This is a genomic window from Streptomyces carminius (genome assembly GCF_002794255.1).
Taxonomy (GTDB): Bacteria; Actinomycetota; Actinomycetes; order Streptomycetales; family Streptomycetaceae; genus Streptomyces; species Streptomyces carminius.
Window position 1 is genome coordinate 220,365 of the sequence record NZ_PGGW01000038.1, and the last position, 22,941, is coordinate 243,305.

At 73.1% G+C, this 22,941-nt stretch carries 22 protein-coding genes; 14 read left to right on the top strand and 8 right to left on the bottom strand.

The features are described 5' to 3' along the window. Positions 1–30 precede the first annotated feature (30 nt). The 3 genes from CUT44_RS09920 (at position 31) to CUT44_RS09930 (ending at position 3,023) form a co-directional block, all read left to right on the top strand. Complete coding sequence (locus CUT44_RS09920; RefSeq protein ID WP_233221091.1) at positions 31–663, top strand: hypothetical protein; 633 nt, start codon at positions 31–33, stop codon at positions 661–663. 277 nt (positions 664–940) lie between these two features. Next, a complete protein-coding gene (locus CUT44_RS09925; protein WP_100200272.1) occupies positions 941–2,596 on the top strand; it encodes a catalase in 1,656 nt (551 codons plus the stop codon). 175 nt (positions 2,597–2,771) lie between these two features. Then, positions 2,772–3,023, top strand: coding sequence for a DUF4235 domain-containing protein (locus CUT44_RS09930; RefSeq protein WP_233221092.1), 252 nt, complete (start codon positions 2,772–2,774; stop codon positions 3,021–3,023). A gap of 68 nt (positions 3,024–3,091) precedes the next feature. On the opposite strand, the gene CUT44_RS09935 is transcribed toward CUT44_RS09930, so the two are convergent. Beyond that, complete coding sequence (locus CUT44_RS09935) at positions 3,092–3,763, bottom strand: hypothetical protein (protein WP_100200274.1); 672 nt, start codon at positions 3,761–3,763, stop codon at positions 3,092–3,094. After that, positions 3,756–4,391, bottom strand: a complete 636-nt coding sequence (locus tag CUT44_RS09940; protein WP_100200275.1) for a TetR/AcrR family transcriptional regulator — start codon at positions 4,389–4,391, stop codon at positions 3,756–3,758. Before CUT44_RS09940 ends, CUT44_RS09935 begins: the two co-directional genes overlap by 8 nt. A gap of 229 nt (positions 4,392–4,620) precedes the next feature. Between CUT44_RS09940 and CUT44_RS09945 the strand changes: the two genes are divergently transcribed. Beyond that, the gene (locus CUT44_RS09945; protein ID WP_100200389.1) at positions 4,621–5,736 is read left to right on the top strand and encodes a MalY/PatB family protein; all 1,116 of its coding nucleotides are present in this window, start codon (positions 4,621–4,623) and stop codon (positions 5,734–5,736) included. 238 nt (positions 5,737–5,974) lie between these two features. Continuing rightward, a complete protein-coding gene (locus tag CUT44_RS09950; protein ID WP_100200276.1) occupies positions 5,975–9,196 on the top strand; it encodes a glycosyl hydrolase 115 family protein in 3,222 nt (1,073 codons plus the stop codon). A gap of 160 nt (positions 9,197–9,356) precedes the next feature. Here the strand turns inward: CUT44_RS09950 and CUT44_RS09955 are convergent, their stop codons facing one another. Further along, entirely contained in the window at positions 9,357–10,286 is a 930-nt protein-coding gene (locus CUT44_RS09955; RefSeq protein ID WP_233221094.1) for a DUF2637 domain-containing protein, read from the bottom strand. A 401-nt stretch (positions 10,287–10,687) separates the two neighbouring features. Here CUT44_RS09955 and CUT44_RS09960 point away from each other — a divergent pair, with 401 nt between their 5' ends. From CUT44_RS09960 to CUT44_RS09970, 3 genes are all read left to right on the top strand, one after another. Then, a complete protein-coding gene (locus CUT44_RS09960) occupies positions 10,688–11,569 on the top strand; it encodes a glycoside hydrolase family 19 protein (RefSeq protein ID WP_100200277.1) in 882 nt (293 codons plus the stop codon). A 137-nt stretch (positions 11,570–11,706) separates the two neighbouring features. Beyond that, complete coding sequence (locus CUT44_RS09965; RefSeq protein ID WP_100200278.1) at positions 11,707–12,099, top strand: site-specific integrase; 393 nt, start codon at positions 11,707–11,709, stop codon at positions 12,097–12,099. Between the two features lie 83 nt (positions 12,100–12,182). Beyond that, the gene (locus CUT44_RS09970; RefSeq protein ID WP_100200279.1) at positions 12,183–12,683 is read left to right on the top strand and encodes a hypothetical protein; all 501 of its coding nucleotides are present in this window, start codon (positions 12,183–12,185) and stop codon (positions 12,681–12,683) included. A 165-nt stretch (positions 12,684–12,848) separates the two neighbouring features. Here the strand turns inward: CUT44_RS09970 and CUT44_RS09975 are convergent, their stop codons facing one another. Next, positions 12,849–14,360 carry a DUF1996 domain-containing protein gene (locus CUT44_RS09975; RefSeq protein ID WP_100200280.1) on the bottom strand — a complete coding sequence of 504 codons (1,512 nt, stop codon included), beginning with the start codon at positions 14,358–14,360 and terminating at the stop codon, positions 12,849–12,851. A gap of 215 nt (positions 14,361–14,575) precedes the next feature. Here CUT44_RS09975 and CUT44_RS09980 point away from each other — a divergent pair, with 215 nt between their 5' ends. The 3 genes from CUT44_RS09980 to CUT44_RS09990 all read left to right on the top strand — a co-directional run bounded on the left by CUT44_RS09980 (position 14,576) and on the right by CUT44_RS09990 (position 16,068). Continuing rightward, the gene (locus CUT44_RS09980; protein ID WP_100200281.1) at positions 14,576–14,881 is read left to right on the top strand and encodes a hypothetical protein; all 306 of its coding nucleotides are present in this window, start codon (positions 14,576–14,578) and stop codon (positions 14,879–14,881) included. Between the two features lie 105 nt (positions 14,882–14,986). Beyond that, on the top strand, positions 14,987–15,517 hold the full coding sequence (locus CUT44_RS09985) for a DUF1360 domain-containing protein (RefSeq protein ID WP_233221096.1): 531 nt from the start codon (positions 14,987–14,989) through the stop codon (positions 15,515–15,517). A 68-nt stretch (positions 15,518–15,585) separates the two neighbouring features. Beyond that, complete coding sequence (locus CUT44_RS09990) at positions 15,586–16,068, top strand: ATP-binding protein (RefSeq protein ID WP_233221098.1); 483 nt, start codon at positions 15,586–15,588, stop codon at positions 16,066–16,068. A gap of 15 nt (positions 16,069–16,083) precedes the next feature. Here the strand turns inward: CUT44_RS09990 and CUT44_RS09995 are convergent, their stop codons facing one another. Together CUT44_RS09995 and CUT44_RS10000 are read right to left on the bottom strand one after the other, a co-directional pair. Beyond that, on the bottom strand, positions 16,084–17,376 hold the full coding sequence (locus tag CUT44_RS09995) for a cytochrome P450 (protein WP_100200282.1): 1,293 nt from the start codon (positions 17,374–17,376) through the stop codon (positions 16,084–16,086). A 72-nt stretch (positions 17,377–17,448) separates the two neighbouring features. After that, entirely contained in the window at positions 17,449–17,817 is a 369-nt protein-coding gene (locus CUT44_RS10000) for a hypothetical protein (RefSeq protein ID WP_100200283.1), read from the bottom strand. Positions 17,818–17,935: 118 nt separating this feature from the next. Here CUT44_RS10000 and CUT44_RS10005 point away from each other — a divergent pair, with 118 nt between their 5' ends. After that, positions 17,936–18,676: an alpha/beta hydrolase gene (locus CUT44_RS10005; protein ID WP_107488041.1), complete on the top strand. Its 741-nt coding sequence runs from the start codon at positions 17,936–17,938 to the stop codon at positions 18,674–18,676. A gap of 86 nt (positions 18,677–18,762) precedes the next feature. Next, positions 18,763–19,245 (top strand): phosphatase domain-containing protein, encoded by a 483-nt coding sequence (locus CUT44_RS10010; RefSeq protein ID WP_100200284.1) that lies wholly within the window; start codon positions 18,763–18,765, stop codon positions 19,243–19,245. A 124-nt stretch (positions 19,246–19,369) separates the two neighbouring features. Here the strand turns inward: CUT44_RS10010 and CUT44_RS10015 are convergent, their stop codons facing one another. Further along, positions 19,370–20,092, bottom strand: coding sequence for a DedA family protein (locus CUT44_RS10015; RefSeq protein ID WP_100200285.1), 723 nt, complete (start codon positions 20,090–20,092; stop codon positions 19,370–19,372). Between the two features lie 233 nt (positions 20,093–20,325). Between CUT44_RS10015 and CUT44_RS10020 the strand changes: the two genes are divergently transcribed. After that, complete coding sequence (locus CUT44_RS10020; protein ID WP_100200286.1) at positions 20,326–21,987, top strand: glycoside hydrolase family 13 protein; 1,662 nt, start codon at positions 20,326–20,328, stop codon at positions 21,985–21,987. A 78-nt stretch (positions 21,988–22,065) separates the two neighbouring features. Here the strand turns inward: CUT44_RS10020 and CUT44_RS10025 are convergent, their stop codons facing one another. Continuing rightward, the gene (locus tag CUT44_RS10025; protein WP_199185557.1) at positions 22,066–22,869 is read right to left on the bottom strand and encodes a TetR/AcrR family transcriptional regulator; all 804 of its coding nucleotides are present in this window, start codon (positions 22,867–22,869) and stop codon (positions 22,066–22,068) included. Between the last annotated feature and the right edge of the window lie 72 nt (positions 22,870–22,941).

The following is a 22,941-nucleotide window of genomic DNA, read 5'->3' on the forward strand; positions in this document are numbered from 1 at the left end:
GGACGGCCTTGGACAGGGGGGTACACCACTGTGTTTCGGACATCCAGCGGAGTTCTGCGCCAGACGGCCGTCGTCGCGGTCCTGGCGGTGGCGGCGCTGACCGGTTGCCAGCCGGAGGACGTGCCGGCCGCGCCGGGCTCCTCCGGGCCCGCCGTGCCGGACGCCTCGCGGTCCGCCACGCCGGGCACCCCGGCGCCGGACGGCGAGCGGGCTCTGGTGGACGCCGAGGAGGCGGGCGGACTGCGCAGGCACATGGGAGACGGAGCGGTCACGGACGTGCCGGTCGACCCGGGGGAGATGCGGGACGGCATGCGGCTGGTCGTCAGCCACTTCGCCGACCCGGACGGCGGCGACCCGATCCTCTTCGAGGGGGTCGACAACGTTCCGGAGGACCCCAACAAGCGTCGTGAGCACCTCTTCCGCGGCATGCTGGAGCACATCCAGTGGGACCCCGAGCTGGGGCAGCCCACGGCCGAGCCGGTGGCCGACCCGGGGCCGCTGGGCGGTTCGGTGGAGTGCCTGCTGGCCTCCCTGGCCGAGAGCGGCAACGTGATCTGCGGCTGGGCGGACGAGAGCACCGCCGCGGTCGCGCTGTTCCCGGACAGCGACCTGGCGGAGGCCGGGAAGCTGTTCGTGGCCATGCGCGGCGACCTGGAACGCTGACCCCGCACACCGGGCCCGCGGCACCCCGTCCGGGGTGCCGCGGGCCCGGCGCGTACCCCGGCGTCTCGTCCCGTCCACGGGACCGCACGGTCCCGCTTCCGGTGTGCGTCGCCTCACACGCCCCACCCCGCGCACCGGTCACTCACCCCGTTCCGCAAAAGACCCAAAGACCCTATGGGTCATCCGATGGTACGAATGGGGCGGATCGGGGTAGAGGCAGTCGGGTGCGGCGGACTCGGAACCACATCCGCACCCGATGTTCGAAGGAGACCAGGACGTGACCGAGACAGCGAAGCGGGGAGCCACCACGGGCGACGACCGGCCGGTACTCACCAACCGGCAGGGGCACCCGATCCACGACAACCAGAACCAGCGCACGGTCGGGGCCCGGGGCCCGGCCACGCTGGAGAACTACCACTTCCTGGAGAAGATCAGCCACTTCGACCGGGAGCGCATCCCCGAGCGCGTGGTGCACGCGCGCGGTGTGACGGCCTTCGGCTTCTTCGAGGCGTACGGCTCCTGGGGCGACGAGCCCATCAGCCGCTACACCCGAGCCAAGCTGTTCCAGGAGCAGGGGAAGCGCACCGACGTGGCCGTCCGCTTCTCCACCGTCATCGGCGGCCGGGACTCCTCGGAGGCCGCCCGCGACCCCCGGGGCTTCGCGGTGAAGTTCTACACCGAGGAGGGCAACTGGGACCTGGTCGGCAACAACCTGGGCGTCTTCTTCATCCGGGACGCGATCAAGTTCCCCGACGTCATCCACGCCCTCAAGCCCGATCCGGTGACGTTCGAGCAGCGGCCCGAGCGGATCTTCGACTTCATGTCGCAGACCCCGGAGTCGATGCACATGCTGGTGAACCTCTTCAGCCCGCGCGGCATCCCCGCCGACTACCGGCACATGCAGGGCTTCGGGGTCAACACCTACAAGTGGGAGAACGCCGACGGCCGCACCATGCTGGTCAAGTACCACTGGATGCCCAGGCAGGGCGTGCGCTCCATGACCGAGGAGGACGCCGCCAACGTCCAGGCCGACAGCCTCGGCCACGCCACCAAGGACCTGTACGAGGCCGTGGGCCGGGGCGAGTACCCGGAGTGGGAGCTCCTGGTGCAGATGATGGACGACCACGAGCACCCGGAGCTGGACTTCGATCCGCTGGACGACACCAAGACCTGGCCGGAGCAGGAGTTCCCGCCCAAGCCGGTGGGCCGGATGGTGCTCGACCGGATGCCGGACGACTTCTTCACCGAGAACGAGCAGATCGCCTTCGGTACCGGCGTGCTGGTCGACGGCCTGGACTTTTCCGACGACAAGATGCTGGTCGGCCGCACCTTCTCCTACAGCGACACCCAGCGCTACCGGGTCGGCCCCAACTACCTCCAGCTGCCGGTGAACCAGGCCAAGGCCCCGGTACACACCAACCAGAACGGCGGCCCGATGGCGTACGCGACCGACCCCCGGGGCGAGAACCGGCACGTCAACTACGAGCCGTCCACCCTCGGCGGACTGCGCGAGGCCGAGGGGCCGGGCTACGGCGAGCAGGGACCGGAACTCCGCGGCCGGCTGACCCGCAGCCGCATCCCCCGGACCAACGACTACCTGCAGGCCGGGCAGCGCTACATGCTGATGGAGGACTGGGAGCGCGACGACCTGGTCAGGAACTTCGTCGACCAGTTCGGGCAGTGCCCCGGGCACATCCAGGAGCGGATGGTGTGGCACTGCCTGCTCGCCGAGAACGAGCTGGGGCTGCGGGTCGGCGACGGCCTCGGCATCTCCCCGCAGGACGTGGCGCACCTGGAGCCCCTGCCGGACCAGCGGCTCACCGACGAGGACCGGGAGCGGCTGGCGAACCTGGGCAAGAACCCGCCGCGTGACGTGGCCGGCCTGACGATGACGCACTGCGTCCCCGACGAGCGGCACGTGGTGACCCGCTGAGCCGGCGGCCCCGGCCGCCGGCCCCGCCGGACCCGGCCCGCCACACGGGCGTACCCGCCCGTGTGGCGGGCCGTTCACGGGGAATCCGGCCAGGGGACCGGGGAGGCGGCCCCCCGGACCGTGACAGGAACACCCGGCAGGAGAGGTCCGGTCGATGAAGAGAAAAAAGCAGAAGATGCTGTACAGGCCGGTGGGCCTCGGGCTCGGCATGCTGAGCGGTGCCATCGCGACCACGGCCTTCAAGCAGGCGTGGAAGTTCGTCAGCGACGAGGACGACGCCCCCGACCCCGGTGACGAGGACCGGAAGCTGAGCGAGATCCTGCTGGCCGCCGCGATCCAGGGAGTGATCTTCTCGGTGGTCAGGGCGGCGGTGGACCGCGGCGGTGCCGTGGTGGTCCGCAGGATGACGGGAAGCTGGCCGGGCTGAGCGTCCCGGACCGGCACCACGGGCCGGCGGGCCGGTGGCGGGAGCCCCCGCCACCGGCCCGCCGGCCCTCATTTCTCCCGCCGGCCGGTGCCGGCCAGGGGGGCCTCCGGCACCAGGAGGCAGACGACCAGCTTGAGGAAGAACAGGGGAGTGAACCAGAGCAGCTCCCGCGGTACCGGGAACCACACCAGGTTCACCAGGACGGCCACCAGGTAGCAGGCCATCGCCACCGGCCTGACCAGGGGGAGGGGCGCGGACTCCACGACCACGGCGGCCGCCGCCAGCAGTGCGGTGTTCACCAGTAGCCACTGCCAGTTCCGTCCCGCGCCGCCGGGCAGCAGCAGGAACGCCACGGCGGCCAGATGCACCAGATGGACGGAGAGCAGGATCCGCCGCCGGCGCGGCGCGCCCGCCGACCGGAGGTGGTACCAGCGCTTGGTGGTGTTGCCGGCGAGGGTCAGCACCCCGCCGACCATGTCGAGCGCGACCACGGCCGCCACCGCCGCCTGGAGGAGGGACCAGCGGCCGTACGCGCCGGTGCGCACCGCGAGGACGGCCAGCAGCGCGCAGCACAGCGCCCCGCCGAGCAGTTCCACGAGACGCTCGCCGCGGCTCATGCCCGGGCCCATGAGGCGGTCCACGTGTCCCGCCCAACCCGCCCGTACGGGCGGAACGGCCCAGTCGATCCGCGCGTCGGCGCACTCCGGGGGACCGTCGGCGGCCCCGTCGCCGTCAGCCATCCCGTTCGCTCCCTCCGGCCGTACGTCCGGCCGTACGCGGCCCCCACAGGCCGGCGAGCAGACTCCAGACCTGTTCGGTGTCGTCGGCGTCATCCGCGCGGAAGCCGCCGACCGGGTCCGTGACCCGCCGCAGGGCCCACCGGTCGGCGGTGTGCATGACCGCCATGGTGGCGGACAGCATCAGCCGCCGGTCGACGTCGTCGCGGACGACCCCGAGGGCCCGCCCGTTGTCGAGCACGGTGGCGAACCAGCCCGTCCACTCCTGTCCGGCGGCCCGGGTGACGGCCGCGTCGGCCAGGGCCAGGTCGTCGGGGTGGGCGGCGAGATGGCGCACCAGCCTGCGCGAGCCCGCGCGCAGGCCGGCCCAGAACTCCTCGGCCGTCCCGGCGTCCCGCCACGGGCCCAGGGCGGTGGTCAGCCGGTCCCGCACCCCGTCGAGCACCGCCGCGAGCAGGTCCTGTCTGCCGTCGAAGTACTGGTAGGCAGCGCTCTTGGAGAGTCCGGCGGCGGCGGTGATCGCGTTGTACGAGGCGTTGTCGGGACCGTCCCGGGCGAAGTGGGACCGGGCCGTCTCCAGGATCTCCCGGCGGCGCTCCGGGGGCAGTCGGTGGAAGCGGGGAAGTGGCATGGACCGATGGTACGCACTGCCGGTCGGAAGGGTGGTCCGGACCGGTGGTCCGCACCGGTGCCACCGGCCCGGTGGCAGATACCGGGTTCCGCTTCCCGCCGCGGCGGGAAGCGGTCTCCCAAGGTGATTTCACGGCCGATCCCGGAGGTGTCCCTTGGCGCTCCCGCACTCCCCGTACCCCCCGCGGTCCGGCGCGGCGCCGGGCCCCGACCCGCTGCGCCGGCTGACCATGGCGGAGCTCAGGCGGCGCACCAGCGCGAAGTGGCGTGCCCACCCCGAGGACGTGCTGCCGCTGTGGGTCGCGGAGATGGACGTTCCCCTCGCCGAGCCCGTCGCCCGGGCGCTCACCGAGACCGTCGCCCTCGGTGACACCGGTTATCCGGCGGGCACGGGATACGCCGAGGCGCTGGCCTCCTTCGCGGAGGAGCGCTGGGACTGGCGGATCGGGACGGAGCGCACCGCGCTCGTGCCCGATGTGATGGTGGGGATCGTGGAGGTGCTCAAGCTGGTCACCGGCCCCGGGGACGCGGTGGTCGTCAACCCGCCGGTGTACCCGCCCTTCTACGCGTTCGTCGAGCACCTGGGCCGCCGGATCGTCGAGGCCCCGCTCGGCGCGGACCACCGGCTGGACCTCCGGACGCTCCGCGGCGCCTTCGGGTCGGCCACCGCGGGCGGGCGGCGCGCCGCCTACCTGCTGTGCAGCCCCCACAACCCGACGGGCACCGTCCACACCCGGGCCGAACTGGAGCGGGTGGCCGCCCTGGCGGGGGAGTACCGGATCCGGGTCGTCTCCGACGAGATCCACGCCCCCCTGGTGCTGCCCGGGGCGGAACACACCCCCTATCCGAGTGTGCGCGGCGCCTCGGACTCCTTCGCCGTGCTGTCGGCCTCCAAGGCGTGGAACCTCGCGGGGCTGAAAGCCGCTCTCGTGGTGGCGGGCCCCGGCGCCGCGGAGGACCTGGCCCGGATGCCCGAGGAGGTCTGGCACGGGGCGAGCCATCTGGGCGTCATCGCCCACAGCGCGGCACTGCGCCACGGCGGCGACTGGCTCGACGCGCTGCTGGCCGGGCTGGACGGCAACCGGCGGCTGCTGGCCGGTCTGCTGGCGGAGCACCTGCCCGCGGTGCGGTACCGCCCGGCCCAGGGCACGTATCTCGCCTGGCTGGACTGCCGGGCCCTCGGGCTGGGCGACGATCCGGCGGCGGTGTTCCTGGAGCGCGGCCGGGTGGCCCTCAACTCCGGACCCGACTTCGGTACGGGGGGTGCCGGGCATGTCCGGCTGAACACGGCCACCTCGCCGGAGGTGCTCACCGAGGCCGTACGGCGGATGGCCGCCGCGCTCTGAGGGGCCCGGTGCCGAGGGGACAAGACGGTATCCGGCCGTACCGGCGTACCGGCGAAAACTTTCGGAGCTCCCGACCGCGAGCTCTTCATTCAGCGGGCTGAACTCCTTTCACATACAAGCAACTTACCGGATACAGACTCTTGACCCGAGCATGCCCCGGTGATTCTCTTTCCGGAACCATTCCGGAAAGATCAGTGCGCCATTCCCTCTCCCGTCCATCACTCGCGGAGACTGAGCAATGAGAAGGCCCAACACCGGCTCGCAGGTTCCCCAGGACGCCAGCAGAAGAACGTTCCTGAGTCTGGTCCCGCTGACCGCCGCCGCCACCACCGTGCCCGCCGTCACCGCCTCCACCGCCTCCACCGCCTCCACCGCCCAGGCCGCGACGGCCAGGGGCGGCAGGCACGGCCGGGGCTCCGAGACCTACATCTCCTTCTCCCGCCGGGGCGGGAGCTTCCCCCTCGTCGCGGGAGGCAGGGCCGCGCCGCTGGTGGTCAGCGGCGCCGACCATCCGGGGGTGATCCGGGCGGTCGGCGACCTGCGCAAGGACACCGGACGGGTCACCGGGGTCGAACCCGCCGTCATGACGGACTGGGTGCCGCGGCGGTCCGAGGTCGTGATCATCGGGACCATCGGCCGGAGCCCGCTGATCGACGGGCTGATCGGCAGCGGCAAGCTCGACGTCTCCGGCATCGCGGGGAAGTGGGAGACCACCCTGGAACAGGTGGTGGAGAACCCGCTGCCGGGTGTCCGCCGGGCCTTCGTGATCGCCGGCAGCGACCAGCGCGGCACCATCTTCGGTATCTACGAGACCACCCGGCAGATGGGCGTCTCGCCCTGGCACTTCTGGGACGACGTGCCGCCGCGCCGCCACGACGAGCTGCACGTCCTGCCCGGACGGCACACCCAGGGCACTCCGGCCGTGAAGTACCGCGGCATCTTCATCAACGACGAGAACCCGGCGCTGGGCACCTGGGCGCCCGAGTACTTCGGCCCCGGCCACGCGCCCGGCTTCCCCAACGGCTTCAACAGCGAGTTCTACGCCCAGGCCTTCGAGACCATGCTCCGGCTCAAGGCCAACTACCTGTGGCCGGCCGTGTGGGGCCGGGCCTTCGCCGAGGACGACCCGGAGAACCACCGGACGGCCAAGGAGTACGGCATCGTGATGGGCACCTCGCACGAGGCGCCCATGATGCGCGGCATCGAGGAGTGGAACCGGCACGCCGTCGCCGCCAAGCGCGACGAGGACGGCAACATCACCGAGCCGGGCAGCGACCCGTACGGCGGCACCGGCGAGTGGAGTTTCCGCCGCAACGGCGAGGCCATCAAGAAGTACTGGGCCGACGGCATCCGCCGCATGCTCGAGGAGGACTTCGAGGGCGTCGTCACGCTCGGCATGCGCGGCAACGGCGACGTCAGCCTGCCCGACGGCGACGGCATCGACCTGATGGAGTCCATCCTCGGCAGCCAGCGCGAGATCCTCCGCGAGGTCACCGGGAAGTCCGACATCACCGGCATCCCGCAGGTCCAGACCCTCTACAAGGAGGTCCAGCGGTACTGGGACAAGGGTCTGCGGCCGCCGGAGGACGTCACCGTCGTCTTCTGCGACGACAACTGGGGCAACATGCGCAAGCTGCCCGACCAGTCGCTCCCCAAGCGCGCCGGCGGCTACGGCATGTACTACCACTTCGACTACGTGGGCGTCGGCCGCAACTACAAGTGGGTCGACACCATCAACCTGGTCAGCACCTGGGAGCAGCTCCACCTGACGTACACCTACGGCGTGGACCGCCTGTGGGTGGTCAACGTGGGCGACTTCAAGGCCGAGGAGATGCCCGCGCAGTTCTTCCTCGACTACGCCTGGGACCCCGAGCGCTGGCCCCTGGAGAAGCTGGAGGAGTGGGAGCGGCGGTACGCCGCGCAGAACTTCGGCCCCCGGCACGCCGAGGAGATCGCCGAGGTGCTGCACACCTACGGCTTCCTCCAGGCCCGCCGCAAGCCCGAGCTGCTCAACCGCCGCATCACCCTGGACCCCGCCAAGGACCTCTCCCAGGACGAGGCGGCGGTGGTCTACGACGACGAGGCCAGCCCGTACCACCTCAACCACTACGGGGAGACGGCCCGGGTCACCGAGGAGTGGCGGAAGCTGGCGAAGAAGGCCGAGGCCGTCGGGCGCAGGCTCCCCCGGGCCGACCAGGACGCCTACTACCAGCTGGTGCTCTACCAGGTGAAGGCGACCGCCAACCTCTACGAGCTGCGCGAGGCGGAGTTCACCAACATCCTCTACGCGCAGCAGGGCCGCGCCGCCACCAACGACTACGCCGATCTCACCGACGCCCGCTTCGCCGCGGACCAGGCGATGTCGGACCACTACAACAACATCCTGGCCGGCGGCAAGTGGAAGGGCTTCCAGACCCAGCCGAAGATCGGCTACGGCGATGTGGAGCGCTACGGCCCCGACGCCTCCTGGCAGCAGCCCCAGACCCCCAACCACGTCGCCCTGCCCGACGAGGTCTATCCGGCGGTCCGGCGCATCGAGGTCCCCGGCCGAGCCGAACTGGGCGTGGCGGTCGACGGCTCCGACCAGTGGTGGCCCGAGGCGGAGGGCAAGGCGGTGCTCCCCGCCTTCAGCCCGTACCAGACCCGCCCCGACCAGTACATCGACGTCTTCAACCGCGGCAGCAGGCCGTTCGACTACCGGATCGTCCCGGCCGAGCCGTGGGTGAGGGTGCGCAAGGCCCGCGGCCGGGTGACCAAGGAGGTGCGCGCCACCGTCCACATCGACTGGGAGCGGGCCCCCGGGGGAGTGACCAGGGTGCCGATCACGGTCCACGGACCGGACGGCGCCACCGTGGAGGTCCAGGCCGTCGTCGAGAAGCCCAGGCTCCCGCGCCGCAGGCTGCGGGGCTTCGTGGAGGCGGGCGGCTACCTCTCCATGGAGGCCGCGCACTACTCCCGGGCGGTCGACAGCGGTGGGGTCCGCTGGAAGCGGCTGCCCGGCATCGGGCGGGCGGAGGACGGCGTGGAGCCGTACCCGGTCACCGCGCCCAGCCGCACCCCCGGCGGCCGCGGCCCGCGCCTGGAGTACGAGATGACCCTCACCACGGCCGGCGAGGCCGAGGTCTGGGTGTACCTGGCGCCCCGCAACAACGTCCTGCCGACGGAGGGCCTGCGGTACGCCGTCTCGATCGACGACGACGAGCCCCAGACCGTCGACGTCATCGCGGCCACGGGCGCGGACGACACCTACATGAACAGGCGGTGGGCGAGGAACACCTCGGACAACGTCAACCGCACCTCCACCCGGCACACGATCGCCAGGGCGGGCACCCACACCCTGAAACTGTGGATGGTGGACCCGACCGTCATCGTCCACCGGATCGTGGTGGACACCGGTGGCCTGGAGCCCAGCTACCTGGGACCGCCGGAGAGTCTGCGGGCCGGCCGGCACCGTTGGTGACCGGCCCGCACCGGCCGTACCGCGGGTGACGGACGGCGGGTGACGGATGACGGATCCGGCCGGGACGGGCCACGGCTCGCGTCCCGGCCGGATCCGGTGGTGGGGCGGGCGGCCGTACGCGCCCGTCCGGTGGGGCCGCCCGCGCCCGTCCCGGCGGTTTTCAGCCGCGGGCGTCGCCCCGGTGCGCGGTGTGCCTGCCGACCGGCCCGCGCTGCCGCGGAAGCGGCACGGACCGGCGGGGCAGCGCGTGCCGCGGCTGGGTGAGGGTGATCTGTCCCACGAGCTGGTGGAAGCAGACCAGGGCGGTGACCGGGGGGAGCCCGACGGCGGCGATCCCGGACAGGGTCCGGGGGGCGTGGGCGACGCAGAGGACCACCGCGACGGTGGAGAAGAGCACCACCACGGCCCAGGAGCGCCGGGCCCGGCGCCGCAGGACGGTGGCGCGCAGGACCGACAGCGAGGCGGCCAGCCAGGGCCCGTAGACCAGCAGGGGCCACCACCGGGCGAGCTCGCCGAGCACATGGGGACCGGCCAGTCGCCGCAGGGGGTCGTAGGAGACCAGCCCGCCCAGGACGCTGACCACCGCCACGACGCAGGCCGTCAGTGCCGCGACGGCGAAGCTGAACACGTGCAGCCACGACAGCTCGGGGTGGTGGGTCCGGCGCCGTCGGCGGCGCCGGACGACCGGGGACCGTTCGTCCCGGGGGGTCTCGGCGGGGATGCCGGACGCCTCGCCCTGAGGGACCGTTTCCGCAGCCGCCTCGAAGCGGCGCAGCACCCAGGTGGCCTCGTCCGTCCCGCCGGGTCCGTCGCCGAGTCCACCGTCCGGGGCGGCGGGTGCCGCGTCCCGCGGCCGCCGGCGCCGGGCCCGCGGCGGGGGAGGGGGGTGGAGCCGGCCGGGGTCACGCAGCAGTTGGGCCAGTTCGGCCTCGAAGTCCCAGGCCGGGCCGAGGAGGTCCGCCTCCGGTGGAGCGGGGGTCCCCTGCTCCGGCACCGCGCCGAACCCGGGGTGGGCACCCGCCCACCGGCCGTCGGGGTCCCCGGGCGCGGGTGCGCCGTACGGCTCGAAGTACTGGTCCTGTTCACGCACGGCCGCCCCGTCCGGAGCGGCGGGGCGCGGATGCGGACAACGGATCTGGTGAAGTCACGTCTTCAACAACGAAGGCGGGACCCGGCCGGACGACCGGCATTCGGGTGAACCGTCAAGGCATACGGTCCTACAAGCGATTGCCTTCGTCGTCGGATTCCTCCCTTCCTTCCTCCCTCCGCCTGCCGTCCTGCCCGTCCGGCGCGGCGCCGGGCGGGTGCCGCGGAGGGCCTCCGGAGCGCGGTTTTCTCCCGCGGGTGTCCCCTGTCCCCTGTCCCCGGACCGGGGCCCGGACATGCCCGACTCCGGTCCGTGGCTTGACTGGTACAGACCAAAGCGCTTAGGTGGTCTTGACCAATCCCCCCACGCAAGAAAGGGACGTTCAGGTGATACGACCACGTGTCATGGCCGGCGTCGCCGCGGCCGCGCTCGCGGGCTCCCTGGCGGTCACCCTCCCCGCCGCTACGGCCTCCGCCGCGGAGTGCACCTCGCCCTGGAACTCCTCGGCCGTCTACCGGAACGGTGACACCGTCTCCCACAACGGCCACAACTGGACCGCCCAGTGGTGGACCCAGAACGAGAAGCCGCCCGGGACCTCCGGGGTCTGGAAGGACAAGGGCACCTGCGGCGGCGGCACCTCCCCCGACCCCGCCGACCCCGACCCGTCGGGATTCGTGGTCAGCGAGGCGCAGTTCAACCAGATGTTCCCGAACCGGAACTCCTTCTACACCTACCAGGGCCTGACGGCGGCCCTGAGTGCCTACCCCGCCTTCGCCAACACCGGCAGCGAGACGGTGAAGAAGCGGGAGGCCGCCGCCTTCCTGGCCAACGTCAACCACGAGACCGGCGGACTGGTCCACATCGTGGAGCAGAACACCGCCAACTACCCGCACTACTGCGACGAGGGCCAGCCGTACGGCTGCCCCGCCGGGGAGGCCGCCTACTACGGGCGCGGTCCGGTCCAGCTGAGCTGGAACTTCAACTACAAGGCGGCGGGCGACGCGCTGGGCATCGACCTGCTGAACAACCCCCACCTGGTGGAGCGGGACGCGGCGGTCGCCTGGAAGACGGCCCTGTGGTACTGGAACACCCAGAGCGGTCCGGGCACCATGACCCCGCACGACGCGATGGTCAACGGCCACGGCTTCGGCGAGACCATCCGCAGCATCAACGGCGCCCTGGAGTGCGGCGGGAAGAACCCCGCCCAGGTGCAGAGCCGGGTCGACAAGTACCGGCAGTTCACCCAGCTCCTGGGCACCACTCCCGGTGACAACCTGACCTGCTGACAGGGCAGTTGACGCGGGTACCCGCGCCGCCGCAGCCGCCGTCCGCACGGCGGGCGGCGGCGCGGGGACTTCTGTTCACAGGAAGGATCGTTCCTACCCCTACCCCTGGACGTATCCGGACGGAATACTGCCGGGCCATGACGCTCACAGACGAACACATCACCGCGGAACGGCTGGCGGAGCTGCTCGCCGACGACTCCATCGCCATGGCACACCGGGCGCTGTGGCTGCTGCTGTGGGAGGGGGATCTGCGGATGCTGGACCTGCTCTCCCTGGAGATCCAGGACATCGACCTGGCGGGGCGGCGGGTGACAGGCGTCTGCGGCCGGGAGGTGCCCGAGGGGGAGGGGGACCTCAGCGAGCGGGCGGTGGAGGTGCTGGGCCTGCTGATCGCGGACCGGCCGGCGGGCCCGCTGTTCGCCGTCGACGGCCGGGCCCTGAGCTGGGAGCAGGTGATGCAGACCGCGGACGAGCAGGGACACCCCGTCCACGCGTTCCGGGCGGGCGGCAGACGCCACCGGCGGCGGTGATCGGACCGGCACCGGAATGAGACGGTGACCGGCGCCGTGCGTAACGGGGGATGTCACCTCTCTCCCACCCAGGAAGGCCAACGATGCGCTTCACGGGACGTACCGCGGTCCGGGCCGCCGCTCTCATCGGTTCACTCGTACTCGCCGCGGGCTGCACCGCGTCCGGTGGCGGCACCGCGGACGGTGGAACGAGCAGGGCGGAGCAGAAGCAGAAGACGCCGAAGACCGCCAGGGGCACCCTGGAACAGCTCGCCGCCCGCACCGAGTGCGAGCCGCGGATGCAGACCGACGCCGAGGAATTGCGACAGGGGGTCTGCACGACCGGCGACGGCCGGTACGTGCTCGCCACGTTCGCCACTGCCGGGGGGCAGCAGAGCTGGCTGGCGGAGGCCAAGCCCTACGGCGGCACCTACCTCGTCGGCGAGAAATGGGTCGCGGTGGGCGAGCCCGGCGTACTGGGAAAGCTGCGCGGCCGGCTCGGCGGTGCAGTGGAGTCCGGGGCGTCGCACTCCGGGGACGGTGGGGGCGACGGCGGCGCGCACTCCGGCGGAGACGGTCACGGGGGACACCGGGGGCACGGCTGAGGCCGGCCGCGCAGCGGATCCGGTGCCCGGACCGGCGTGTTCACCGGTCCGGGACGGGGCCGGGGGCGGAGACGGGGACGGGGTCCGGGCCTTCTCCGCCCGGACCCCGTCCCCGGCGGGTTCAGTCGGGCCGGGCCGGATCAGTGGTGTGCGTTCCGGAGCGTCTCACTGGCAGTCACGACCCTCGTTGATGCAGGAGACCACTTCCGCCATGAGGTCGTCGGACATGACGTTGATGAAGTCGCCGTGGTCGGTGTCGGGCTTGTGGAGCTGCTCGGGGAAGGAGTCGACGGCGAACACCTCGCCCCGGGGCAGGTCGTAGGTGACACGCTGCACCATCTGGGGGATGGCCTGGAAGCCCTCGGGGCAGGAACCGTCCTCGGCCGCGAAGGCGACATGGGTGCGGTGGTTGGCGCTGTCGATGTTCTGGCCGTCCCAGCAGCTCTGGAAGCGGAAGGTGCGCACCACCTCGCTGCCCTCGGGGCACAGGGGGTACTTGTCGCGCAGCTGGCGGTCCTCGAAGCCGGTGCAGGACCAGGAGGCGTTGGCGTTGGCGTCGCCGTTGGTGAAGGCCTTGGCGTCACCGGTGATGATGCGCAGGAAGCGGGGCATGGCCACCACGGGCGAGGCGGGGTTGCCGCGGAAGAAGAGGGTGACCGAGGCAGGGGTCTGGATCTTGCCGACATTGCCCTCGGTGCCGCCGCCGGGCGCGTCGGCGTCCTGCTCGGCCTCGCCGTTCTGCACACGCAGCACGGGCCAGAAGTACCCGGAGCGGTCCTCGGGGTTGGCGCAGCTGGTCTCGGCGGCGGCGAGGGACTCGTTGGTGGAGAAGGCGTTGTTGTCCTGGTTGCCGACGTAGTCGTGCATGTGGTGGGCGCCGTTGCTCACGCCGGGGGCGACGATGACGTTGTCGGAGTTGAAGTTGCGGTTCTCGTTGCGGCCGCACTCGGTGGTGAAGGTGCCGCTGGAGCCGTTGCCGAAGTCGGGCTCGGAGAAGTTGGGCCGGACCTTGCGGATGTCGACGAAGTCCTCCGGGGACGGACCGTTCCCGCCCTGCCCAGGGGCGCCGCCCTGGTCGCCGCCCTGGCCGGCGTTCTGGCCCTGGTCGCCGCCCTGGTCCTGGCCGCCGTTGTCCTGCTGCTCGCCGTCCTGGCCGGCGTTCTGGCCTTGGTCGCCGCCCTGGTTCTGGCCGCCGCCCCCGTCCTTGTCGCCGTTGTCCCGCGCCTTGCACGGTGCCAGCCGCTCCAGCCCGCCGGGCCGGTCCCCGAACCGGCCGATCGAGATCTGGATCCGCTCGATCGTCGCGCGCCGCTTGCCCTCCAGCGGGCCGAGGATCGCGTTCTGAAGGAAGCCGGGGTCGTTCGCCACCTGCCTCTTGGAGCGGGCCAGCCGCTGGTAGGCCTCGGCGACCTGGGTGTCCAGCAGCGCCAGGTTGCGGTCCACCTCACGGCGGGACCGGTCGGGCACCTGGCTGAGCTCGTTCACCACTTCCGGGCAGTCGATGGTCGCGACGTTCTGGAAGCGCGGGCCCACCCGCTCCCGTGCACCGTCGTGCTTGGAGCCGGCGCTGGCGTAGACGTTGACGGCGACCAGTCCGCCTCCTCCCAGCAGAAGAGCTGTCGCCGCGGCGATCGCTCTGTTCACCACGGGAGAGCGTTTGTGCGCTTTCTTCTTCATGGGACTCCTCAGCACTCCTCTTGCGTCGTTCCGGCCTATCGGCTTTCCGGATAGGGGGAAGCTCCTGGTACATACGGAGCCCCCCGGAAGGCCGTTCAGGAGTGCTCGGGTTGTGCCAAATAATTCGGCGAACCGCCGGTCGGAGCGGGTGCCCGGGGACGGGGAACCGGTGGCTGCCGCGTGTGGACCCCCGCGTCGGGGGAACCCCCTAGTCCGTGCCAGTACGTAAGCGTTACGCGGTGGCCGCCTCGGGCCAGTGGCGGGACGAGGAGGACAACCTCCGGCTGCCCGCGGGCGAGGTGCACGCCTGGGAGCAGGGCATGAACCAGACCGTGTGCGGGCTGTCCCTCAGCCGCTCCCGGCTCGGGCGCTTCCCCCACGTGGGGTGGACCGACGTCATACCCGAGTCGGGCGGCGCGGCCGACCGCGTCCGGCGTCTGTGCCCGCGGTGCGCCTCGGTGGCGGGCCGGCGGGGCGCCGACGCGCGGCCCCGGTGGCGGCGCGAGAACCCCAGGCCCTGAGCCCCGCCCGCCGCAGGCCGGGCCCCGGACCCGGCCCGCGGCGGGCGGGCGGGCAGCGGCACACCGATGACTTGACCCAGGACGTACCGACAGGAGGAGGAGCCGATGAGCGGTGCCATGGACCAGGCCGCCGAGACCGTGGGCCGGGCCACCGGCGCGGACGAGTACTCCGAGGGAGGGGAGGTCTCGCTCCGCGGACTCGTCACCCTGGCGGGTGTCTACGCGGGCGGGGTCGGGGCGTTCGCCTGGCGGACGCGGGCCTCGGGACGGCAGTTGCCGGAACGGGTGCCGCCCCTGGACCTGCTGCTGATGGGAGTGGCCACCTACCGCAGCTCCCGGCTGCTGACCAAGGACAAGGTCACCAGCTTCCTGCGAGCCCCCTTCACCCGCCGCGCGGGCAGCCTCCACGGCGCCGAGGTCATGGACGAGCCCCGCGGGCACGGGCTGCACAGGTCGGTGGGGGAGTTGCTGGCCTGTCCCTTCTGCGTCGCGATGTGGGTCGCGAGCGGACTGACCATGGGCTATGTCGCCGCCCCGCGCGCCACCCGGCTGGTCGTCTCGTGCCTGAGCACGGTGGCCGTCTCCGACTGGCTGCAGTACGCCTGGAGCCTGACCCAGCAGAAGGCCGAGGACTGACCGGGGACAGGGGCCCGGAAGGACCGGGGAGGAGGTCCGGGACGCACCGGCCGGAGCTGGCCGTCCTGGTGGGGCTCCAGGCCTCGGGGAAGTCCACCTTCCGCGCCCGGCACCTCGCCGCGACCCACGCCGTGGTCAGCAAGGACCTCTTCCCCCGCGCCGCCCGGCACCGGCAGCGGCGGCAGCTGCGCCTGGTGGCCGAGGCGCTGGGGGAGGGCCGCTCGGTGGTCGTGGACAACACCAACCCCTCGCCGGCGGAGTGGGCACCGTTGATCGGGGCGGGGCGCGCGCACGGGGCGCGGGTGGTGGCCTACTGGTTCCCGCCGGACGTGCCGGGCGCCCTGGCCCGCAACGCCGCGCGGCCGGACCGGGAGCGGGTGCCCGGCGTGGGGCTGTACGACACGCTCCGCCGGCTGCGCGAGCCCCGCCGTGCGGACGGGTTCGACGCGGTGTGGGAGGTACGTCTCGACGGACACGGCGGTTTCACCGTCCGGCCGGCCCGCGAAACCCACGAGGGGGCCGGGGGGAGCGGGCCGGCCGCCGCCGGGTGAGGGCGCCCGGGCCCGTCAGCCGGCGGGCGGGCGCACGCCGGCGATGACGAAACCGCTGCGCGGCCGGGCCGGTACGCGCCGCAGCGGAATCGACAGGTCCTGCTCCGGGACCCGGTACTCCAGCCGTGCCAGCCGGACCGACAGCGCCCGCAGCAGCGCGACGGTGATGTCCTCCCCGGGGCAGCGGTGGTTGACCTCCGCACTGCCGCCGCCCTGCGGCACCAGCTCGTCCCGCTCCACCGTCCGGCCGAGGAAGCGCCGGGGGTCGAAGGAGTACGGGTCCTCCCACAGCGCGGCGTCGTGGTTCTGCCCGTACAGGTCGAGCAGGACGAGCGCACCGGCGGGGACCGGCTCGCCGCGCCAGGTCAGGTCCGCCACCGCCCGGCCGCCGATGAAGGGGGCGAAGGGGTAGAAGCGGCGGACCTCATGGGCGAAGGCCTCCGCGTACGGGCCGCCGGAGTTCCCGGCCCCGCCCGTCGGCCCGCCGTCCTGTCCGCTCTCGGCCAGCAGCCGCCCGCGGTTTTCCGGCCAGCGGTGCAGGGCGTGCGCGGCGAAGGCGACGAACCAGCAGACCGCGGTAGTCGGCCGCAGGATGTTGAGGAGCTCCACCGCGGCGGTTCGCGCGTCCAGCTCCGAGCCGTCGACGTCGCGGTGCCGCGCCACCACCGCCACCGCCGAGTCCGCCGGCACCCGGACGGAGCCGTCGCGCACGCCCGCCACCAGAGGGGCCAGCCACTTCTCCCGGCGCCGCCGGGCCGCCCGGGCGCGCCAGTGGCGCGGCCCCGGGGTGGCGAAGCCGTCGACCATGGCCACCAGATCGGCGGCGACCGCGTCCGTCTCCGACCCGCCGAGCGGCACGCCGGTCCATTCGCAGACCGCACGGGCGATCACCCGGCTCGCCTCGTCGAACAGCACCACCCGCGGCTGCCGCGCCCACCGCTCCGCGGCCTCGTCCCAGGCCGCGGTGGTGCGGCCGACCAGCTCGGCCACCCCGTCCGGGTCGGTGAGCAGGGACAGGAACAGGGCCTTGCGCACCCGGTGTGCCTGGCCGTCCAGGGTGTGCACCGCGCCGTGGCCGAACAGGGTGCTCCTGACCGGTTCCGGAACGGCGCCGTGCCGCCGCACATGGTGCTCGTCGTAGACGAACCGCACCGCCTCCGGCCCCCGCAGGGCCACCGCGTGCCGGCCCGTCAGCCGGGTGCGGAGGAAGGGGCCGGAGGTGCGGCGCATGCGGTCGGGCAGCCAGGCGTATCCCCGGGCGAGCAGCGGCAGGGAATGGTCCAGGAAGGGGCGGCGAGGGGAGTCCATGCGGCGCGCGTGCCCGGGGGCGCCGGGAGGGAAACGCGCGGGGACGGGGAGCCGGGCGGCCGCCCCGGGACGCTACCGGCCGCGCTCCTCGTCCTCCCGGTGCGCCCCGCTCGCGGCGCCGTCCTCGTCGACGGTCCCGGCGGGGTCCTCCTCCACCACCGACCTGCCCGGCCGGGCCTGCGCCGGACCGGCGGGCTGCCCGCCGCCGGTGGTGCCGTAGCCGCCGGAGAGGCCCGGCGGCATGTCCGCGTCGGCCTCCTCGCGGCTGATGTGGCGCCTGGCCCGCACGTTGGCGCGGCGTTCGCGGTACGGGTAGTCGAAGGGCCGGGACCGCTCGCGGCGCCGCTCGGCCTCCTGGAACTCCCCGGTCCTCCCCTCCCGCGAGGATCCCTCGTCCTTTTCATCACGGTAGGTACTGTTCTTCTCGTTCTCGTCCGTCATGCGGGGCGGGGTACCCCCGGGCGGCGGAGGGCATGCGCCGCCGTGCCGCGGGTACTCCACCGGCCCGGTGGACGTGCGCACCGGGCACGGAACGGCACCGGAGGAGGGCTGGAGAGGAATGGCCGGGACTGACGGGACACCGGTGCCCGAGAGCACCTATCCCCACACGGCGATCGCGGAGAACGAACCGCACGGCCGGCTCGCCGCCCGGCCGTCCGGCGGTGTCCCCACGGCGGGGGAGCCGGGTACCTACCGGGTGGACGGAGGGGCGCTGCTGCGCGTCCCGCCGTCGGCGGCGGAGGGCCGGGCCCGGCGGTACTGGCTGGCGGTGACCCTGCACGGTGCCGGGGGGACGGCGGAACGGGCGCTGTCCTGGCTGCTTCCGCAGGCCGGCTCCGACTCGCTGCTGCTGCTCGCGCCCCAGGCCGCCGACTCCACCTGGGACGTGATCCGCGGCGGGTACGGGCCGGACGTGTCCCGGCTGGACGCCGCGCTGCGGGACGTCTTCCGGCGCTTCCCGGTGGACCCGGCAGGAGTGGCGGTGGCCGGGTTCTCCGACGGTGCCTCCTACGCGCTCTCACTGGGCCTGGCCAACGGGGACCTGTTCGGGGCGGTGCTCGCCTTCTCGCCCGGCTTCATGGCACCCATGGTCCACCACGGCAACCCCCGGGTCTTCGTCTCCCACGGCCGGGACGACCGCGTCCTGCCGGTCGGCTCCTGCAGCCGCCGGCTGGTGCCCGCGCTGGAGCGCGCCGGCTACGAGGTCACCTACCGGGAGTTCGGCGGTGGTCACGAGGTGCCGCCGGAGCTGGCCACCGCGGCGCTGCGCTGGTGGGTGAACGGTTCGCCGGAGGAGTGAACCCGCCCCTCGGCGGCCCGGGCGCGGGGTGCGACCATGGCGGGGCGCCGCCCGCGGGTTGCGGCCCCGACCCGTGGAGGTGACCGATGACATCCCGCTCCCTGGCGGTGTTCGACCTGGACGGGACACTCGCCGACGTCCGCCACCGGCTGCGCCACATCGACGGCCGTCGGCGCGACTGGGACGCCTTCTTCGCCGCCGCGCCCGGCGATCCGCCGCTGGCCCGGGGAGTGGCCCTGGTGCGCTCCAGCGCGGAGAAGCACGAGGTGGTGTACGTGACCGGGCGCCCCGAGCGGTGCCGCCGCGACACCCTGGAGTGGCTGGCCCGGCACGGCCTGCCGGCCGGGCGGCTGCTGATGCGCGGCGACCGGGACCGCCGCCCGGCCCGGGTCACCAAACCGGAGCTGCTGCGGAGACTGGCCGCGGAGGGCACGGTCGCCCTGGTGGTCGACGACGACCACCAGGTCTGCGACGCCTACGAGGCGGCCGGCTTCCCGGTGGTGCGGGCCGGGTGGATGACGGCGGAGCCCGTACTGGAGGAGGTCCAGGAGCGGGAGGGGCGCACCTGAGGGTCCGCGCGGTGCCGGAGGGACGGGAGCGTACCGCGCACGAGCCGTCCGGGCTGATCGCACACCGGCCGACGCACCCGGCCGGTGTGCGATCAGCCCGGACGGCCCCGGAACCGCGGCGCGGTCACCGGTCGCGCCGCCCGGCGTCCTGCCCGGGCCGCCGCCCCTCCTCCGGTCCGCCCTCCCGGTGCTCCCGCGCCTCAGCCCGTCGCCGCTCCCGGCGGGACCTGGCCAGGCGGATGACGGCGAAGCCCCCGACCGCGAGGACGACGAGCGCTATGACGGCCCTGGAGTACATCCCGGCATAGTCCGAGACGATGTGCCAGTTGTCCCCGAGGGTGTAGCCCAGCAGTACGAAGAGGGTGTTCCACAGCGCGCTGCCGAGCGCGGTGAGGATCAGGAAGGTCCTCATGGGCATACGGGCGACGCCCGCCGGGACCGAGATCAGGCTGCGGAAGACCGGCACCATCCGCCCGAAGAAGACCGCCTTGGTGCCGTGCCGGGCGAACCAGGCCTCCGTCCTCTCGACGTCGGCGGGCTTCAGCAGCGGAACCCGCGAGGCGACCGCCATGATCCGCTCCCTGCCCAGCAGCGCGCCGGCCCAGTAGAGGGCGAGAGCGCCGACCACCGAACCGATGGTGGTCCACAGCAGGGCGGCGAACAGGCTGATGTCGCCGCGGGCGGCGGCGAAGCCGGCCAGCGGCAGGAAGGCCTCGCTCGGCAGGGGAGGGAAGACGTTCTCCAGGGCGATGGCCAGCCCCACCCCGGGGGCGCCGAGCGCCTCCATCAGATCCGTGACCCAGCCGGTGAGCCCGCCGGACGGCTGCGAGGCTGCTGCTTCGATCATCTGTGACCCACCCTGGTGCGAGGGGAACGAACGGTGTGGAACCGGCTACCCGCGGCCTCCGGGGACGAACCGGCCGCCTGCGGGGTGGGCGCGACCGGGAGTTTCGCGCTGTCCGAAAACCGGACGTAAGTGACGTCACGCATTCGTGTCCCGGGGATTTCTTGACCGTGAACGGCGTGGCCGTCTTGAATTCCCTTCCGCCGCACGACAGCAGCACCGCGAGAGGCCCCGTGATGCAGAGCACGTCCCGAGACAGCGCCGAGTGGTGGCGCGAGTCGGTCATATACCAGATCTACGTCCCCAGCTTCGCCGACGCCGACGGGGACGGGATGGGCGACCTGCGGGGGATCACCGGCCGGCTCGGCCACGTGGCCGAGCTGGGCGCGGACGCCGTGTGGCTGACCCCCTTCTACCGCTCTCCCTGGGCCGACGGCGGCTACGACGTGAGCGACTACCGCGACGTCGACCCGCGCCACGGCACCCTGGACGACTTCCGCGAACTGCTGGAGCGGGCACATGCCCTGGGTCTGAAGGTCATCGTCGACATCGTCCCCAACCACTGCTCCAGCGAGCACCCCTGGTTCGCCGAGGCGCTGGCCTCCCCGCCCGGCTCCCCGGCCCGGGACCGCTTCGTGTTCCGGGACGGCCGGGGTCCGGGCGGCGACGAGCCGCCCGCCGACTGGCGGTCCAAGTTCGGCGGCAGCGCCTGGACCCGGGTGCCGGACGGCCAGTGGTACATGCACATCTTCGCCGCCGAGCAGCCCGACCTGAACTGGGAGAACCCCGAGGTCCTCGCCGAGTTCGAGAGCGTCCTGCGGTTCTGGCTGGACCTGGGCGTCGACGGCTTCCGCATCGACGTGGCGCACGGCATGTGCAAAGACCTCACCCCGCCGCTGCGCGACACCCTGGGAGCGGACTCCGCCCCGCTCAACGCCCCGCCCGAGGGGCACGACCACCCCTTCTGGGACCGGGACGAGGTGCACGGCATCCACCGTGCCTGGCGCCGGATCCTGGACGAGTACGACCCGCCCCGCATCGCGGTGGCCGAGGCGGGGGTGAGCGAGTCCAGGCTGCCGCTGTACACCCGGCCCGACGAACTCCACCAGGCGTTCAACTTCCCCTATCTGCGCTGTCCCTGGGACGCCGCGGAGTTCCGCCGGGTGATCGACGCCTCCCTGGACGGCGCCCGTCCGGTCGGCGCGCTGCCCACCTGGGTGCTGTCCAACCACGACGTGGTGCGCCATCTGAGCCGTTACGCCCTGCCCGAGGGCACCGACACGGTCGCCTGGCTGATGGCCGACGGCCGCGAGCCGGCCGCGGACGGGGAACTGGGCCGCCGCCGCGCCCGCGCCGCCGCCCTGCTGACCCTGGCGCTGCCCGGCACCACCTATCTCTACCAGGGGGAGGAGCTGGGCCTGCCGGAGGTGGCCGATCTGCCCCGGGAGGCGCTGCGCGACCCGATGTGGGAGCGGACCGGCCGTGTCCGCAAGGGCCGGGACGGCTGCCGGGTGCCGATGCCCTGGGAGCGCTCGGGCCCGTCGTACGGGTTCGGCCCGGGCGGAAGCTGGCTGCCGCAGCCGGAGAGCTGGGGCGAGCACTCCGCCGAGGCCCAGACCGGCCGGCCCGGCTCCTTCCTGGAGCTGTACCGGGCGGCCCTGAAGGTCCGCCGCTCCTTCACCGGCGACGAGAGCTTCACCTGGCTGCCCGCCCGGGAGGGCGAGCTGGCTTTCCGCAAGGGCGCGCTGGAGTGCCGGGTCAACCTCTCCGGCGCCCCCCTGCCGCTGCCGGCGTCCGCGGGCGAGCCGCTGCTGGCCAGTGGAGAGCTGGGCGGGGGGACCGCCGGGCACCACCTGCCGCCGGACACCGCGGTCTGGCTGGACACCCAGCCGCGCTGACACCGGCCGGGGCAGCCGCACCCGGGCCGCGCCGCGGGCCGCCGGATTCCGGGGTCGCTGAGACGTACGCCGTACGTCTCAGCGACCCCGCGCGCTCCGCGCCGCCACCAGGACCTCGATGCCGTCCAGCAGCCGCGCCAGGCCGAAGGCGAACTCCTCGTCGGGGGCGCCCTCCTCGGTCATGACCCCCGCCCTCAGGACCTCGTTGACCGCCGGGAAGCGCTCCGGGTCGGCGAGCCTGGCCAGCAGCCGGGTGTAGGCGGCCATGGTCTCCTCGACCGTCCTGCCCGAGGCGCGGGCGGCCGAGACGAGGTCCGCCGTCATCGTTGCCTCGCTTCTGACGAAGCCGCTGACCAGCAGGATGGTCTCGATCTTCTCGCCCTCGTCCAGGCCGGTGCCCCGCAGGCAGACCAGGCCCCGCTCCATCCAGGCGAGCGCGCGGGGGGTGGTGGGCGGGGCGGTGATGGGGACGCGGAGCATCCACAGATTGCCGTACAGCACCTCCCGCATCGCCCGGGCCCAGTGCGCCAGGGCGGCCCGCCAGCCCTCCTCCGGCGCGGGGCCCTCCGGCGGCAGCCCGTAGGCCGCGTCCTGCATCAGGACCAGCAGCTCCTCCTTGGAGGACACGTACCGGTACAGGGACATCGTCGAGACACCGAGGGCGGAGGCGATCCGGCCCATGGAGACCGCCGGGAGCCCTTCGGCGTTGGCGAGTCCGACGGCGGTGTCGACGATCCGGCTCACGCTCAGACCCGGCCGGGGGCCCTTGCCGGGGCGTTCGCGCAGCCCCCAGGCGGTTTCGAGACCCGGGGGCAGGCCGGTGTCGCCGTCCTTCGCCATCGTCTTCGCCGCTCCGCTCTCCGCCTTCGGGTTGACCGCCATCCTAGATCTGTGTATGCATTACGCAGTAGCGTGTATGACATACGCAGAAGTGCGCCCCGAAGGGCGGAGACG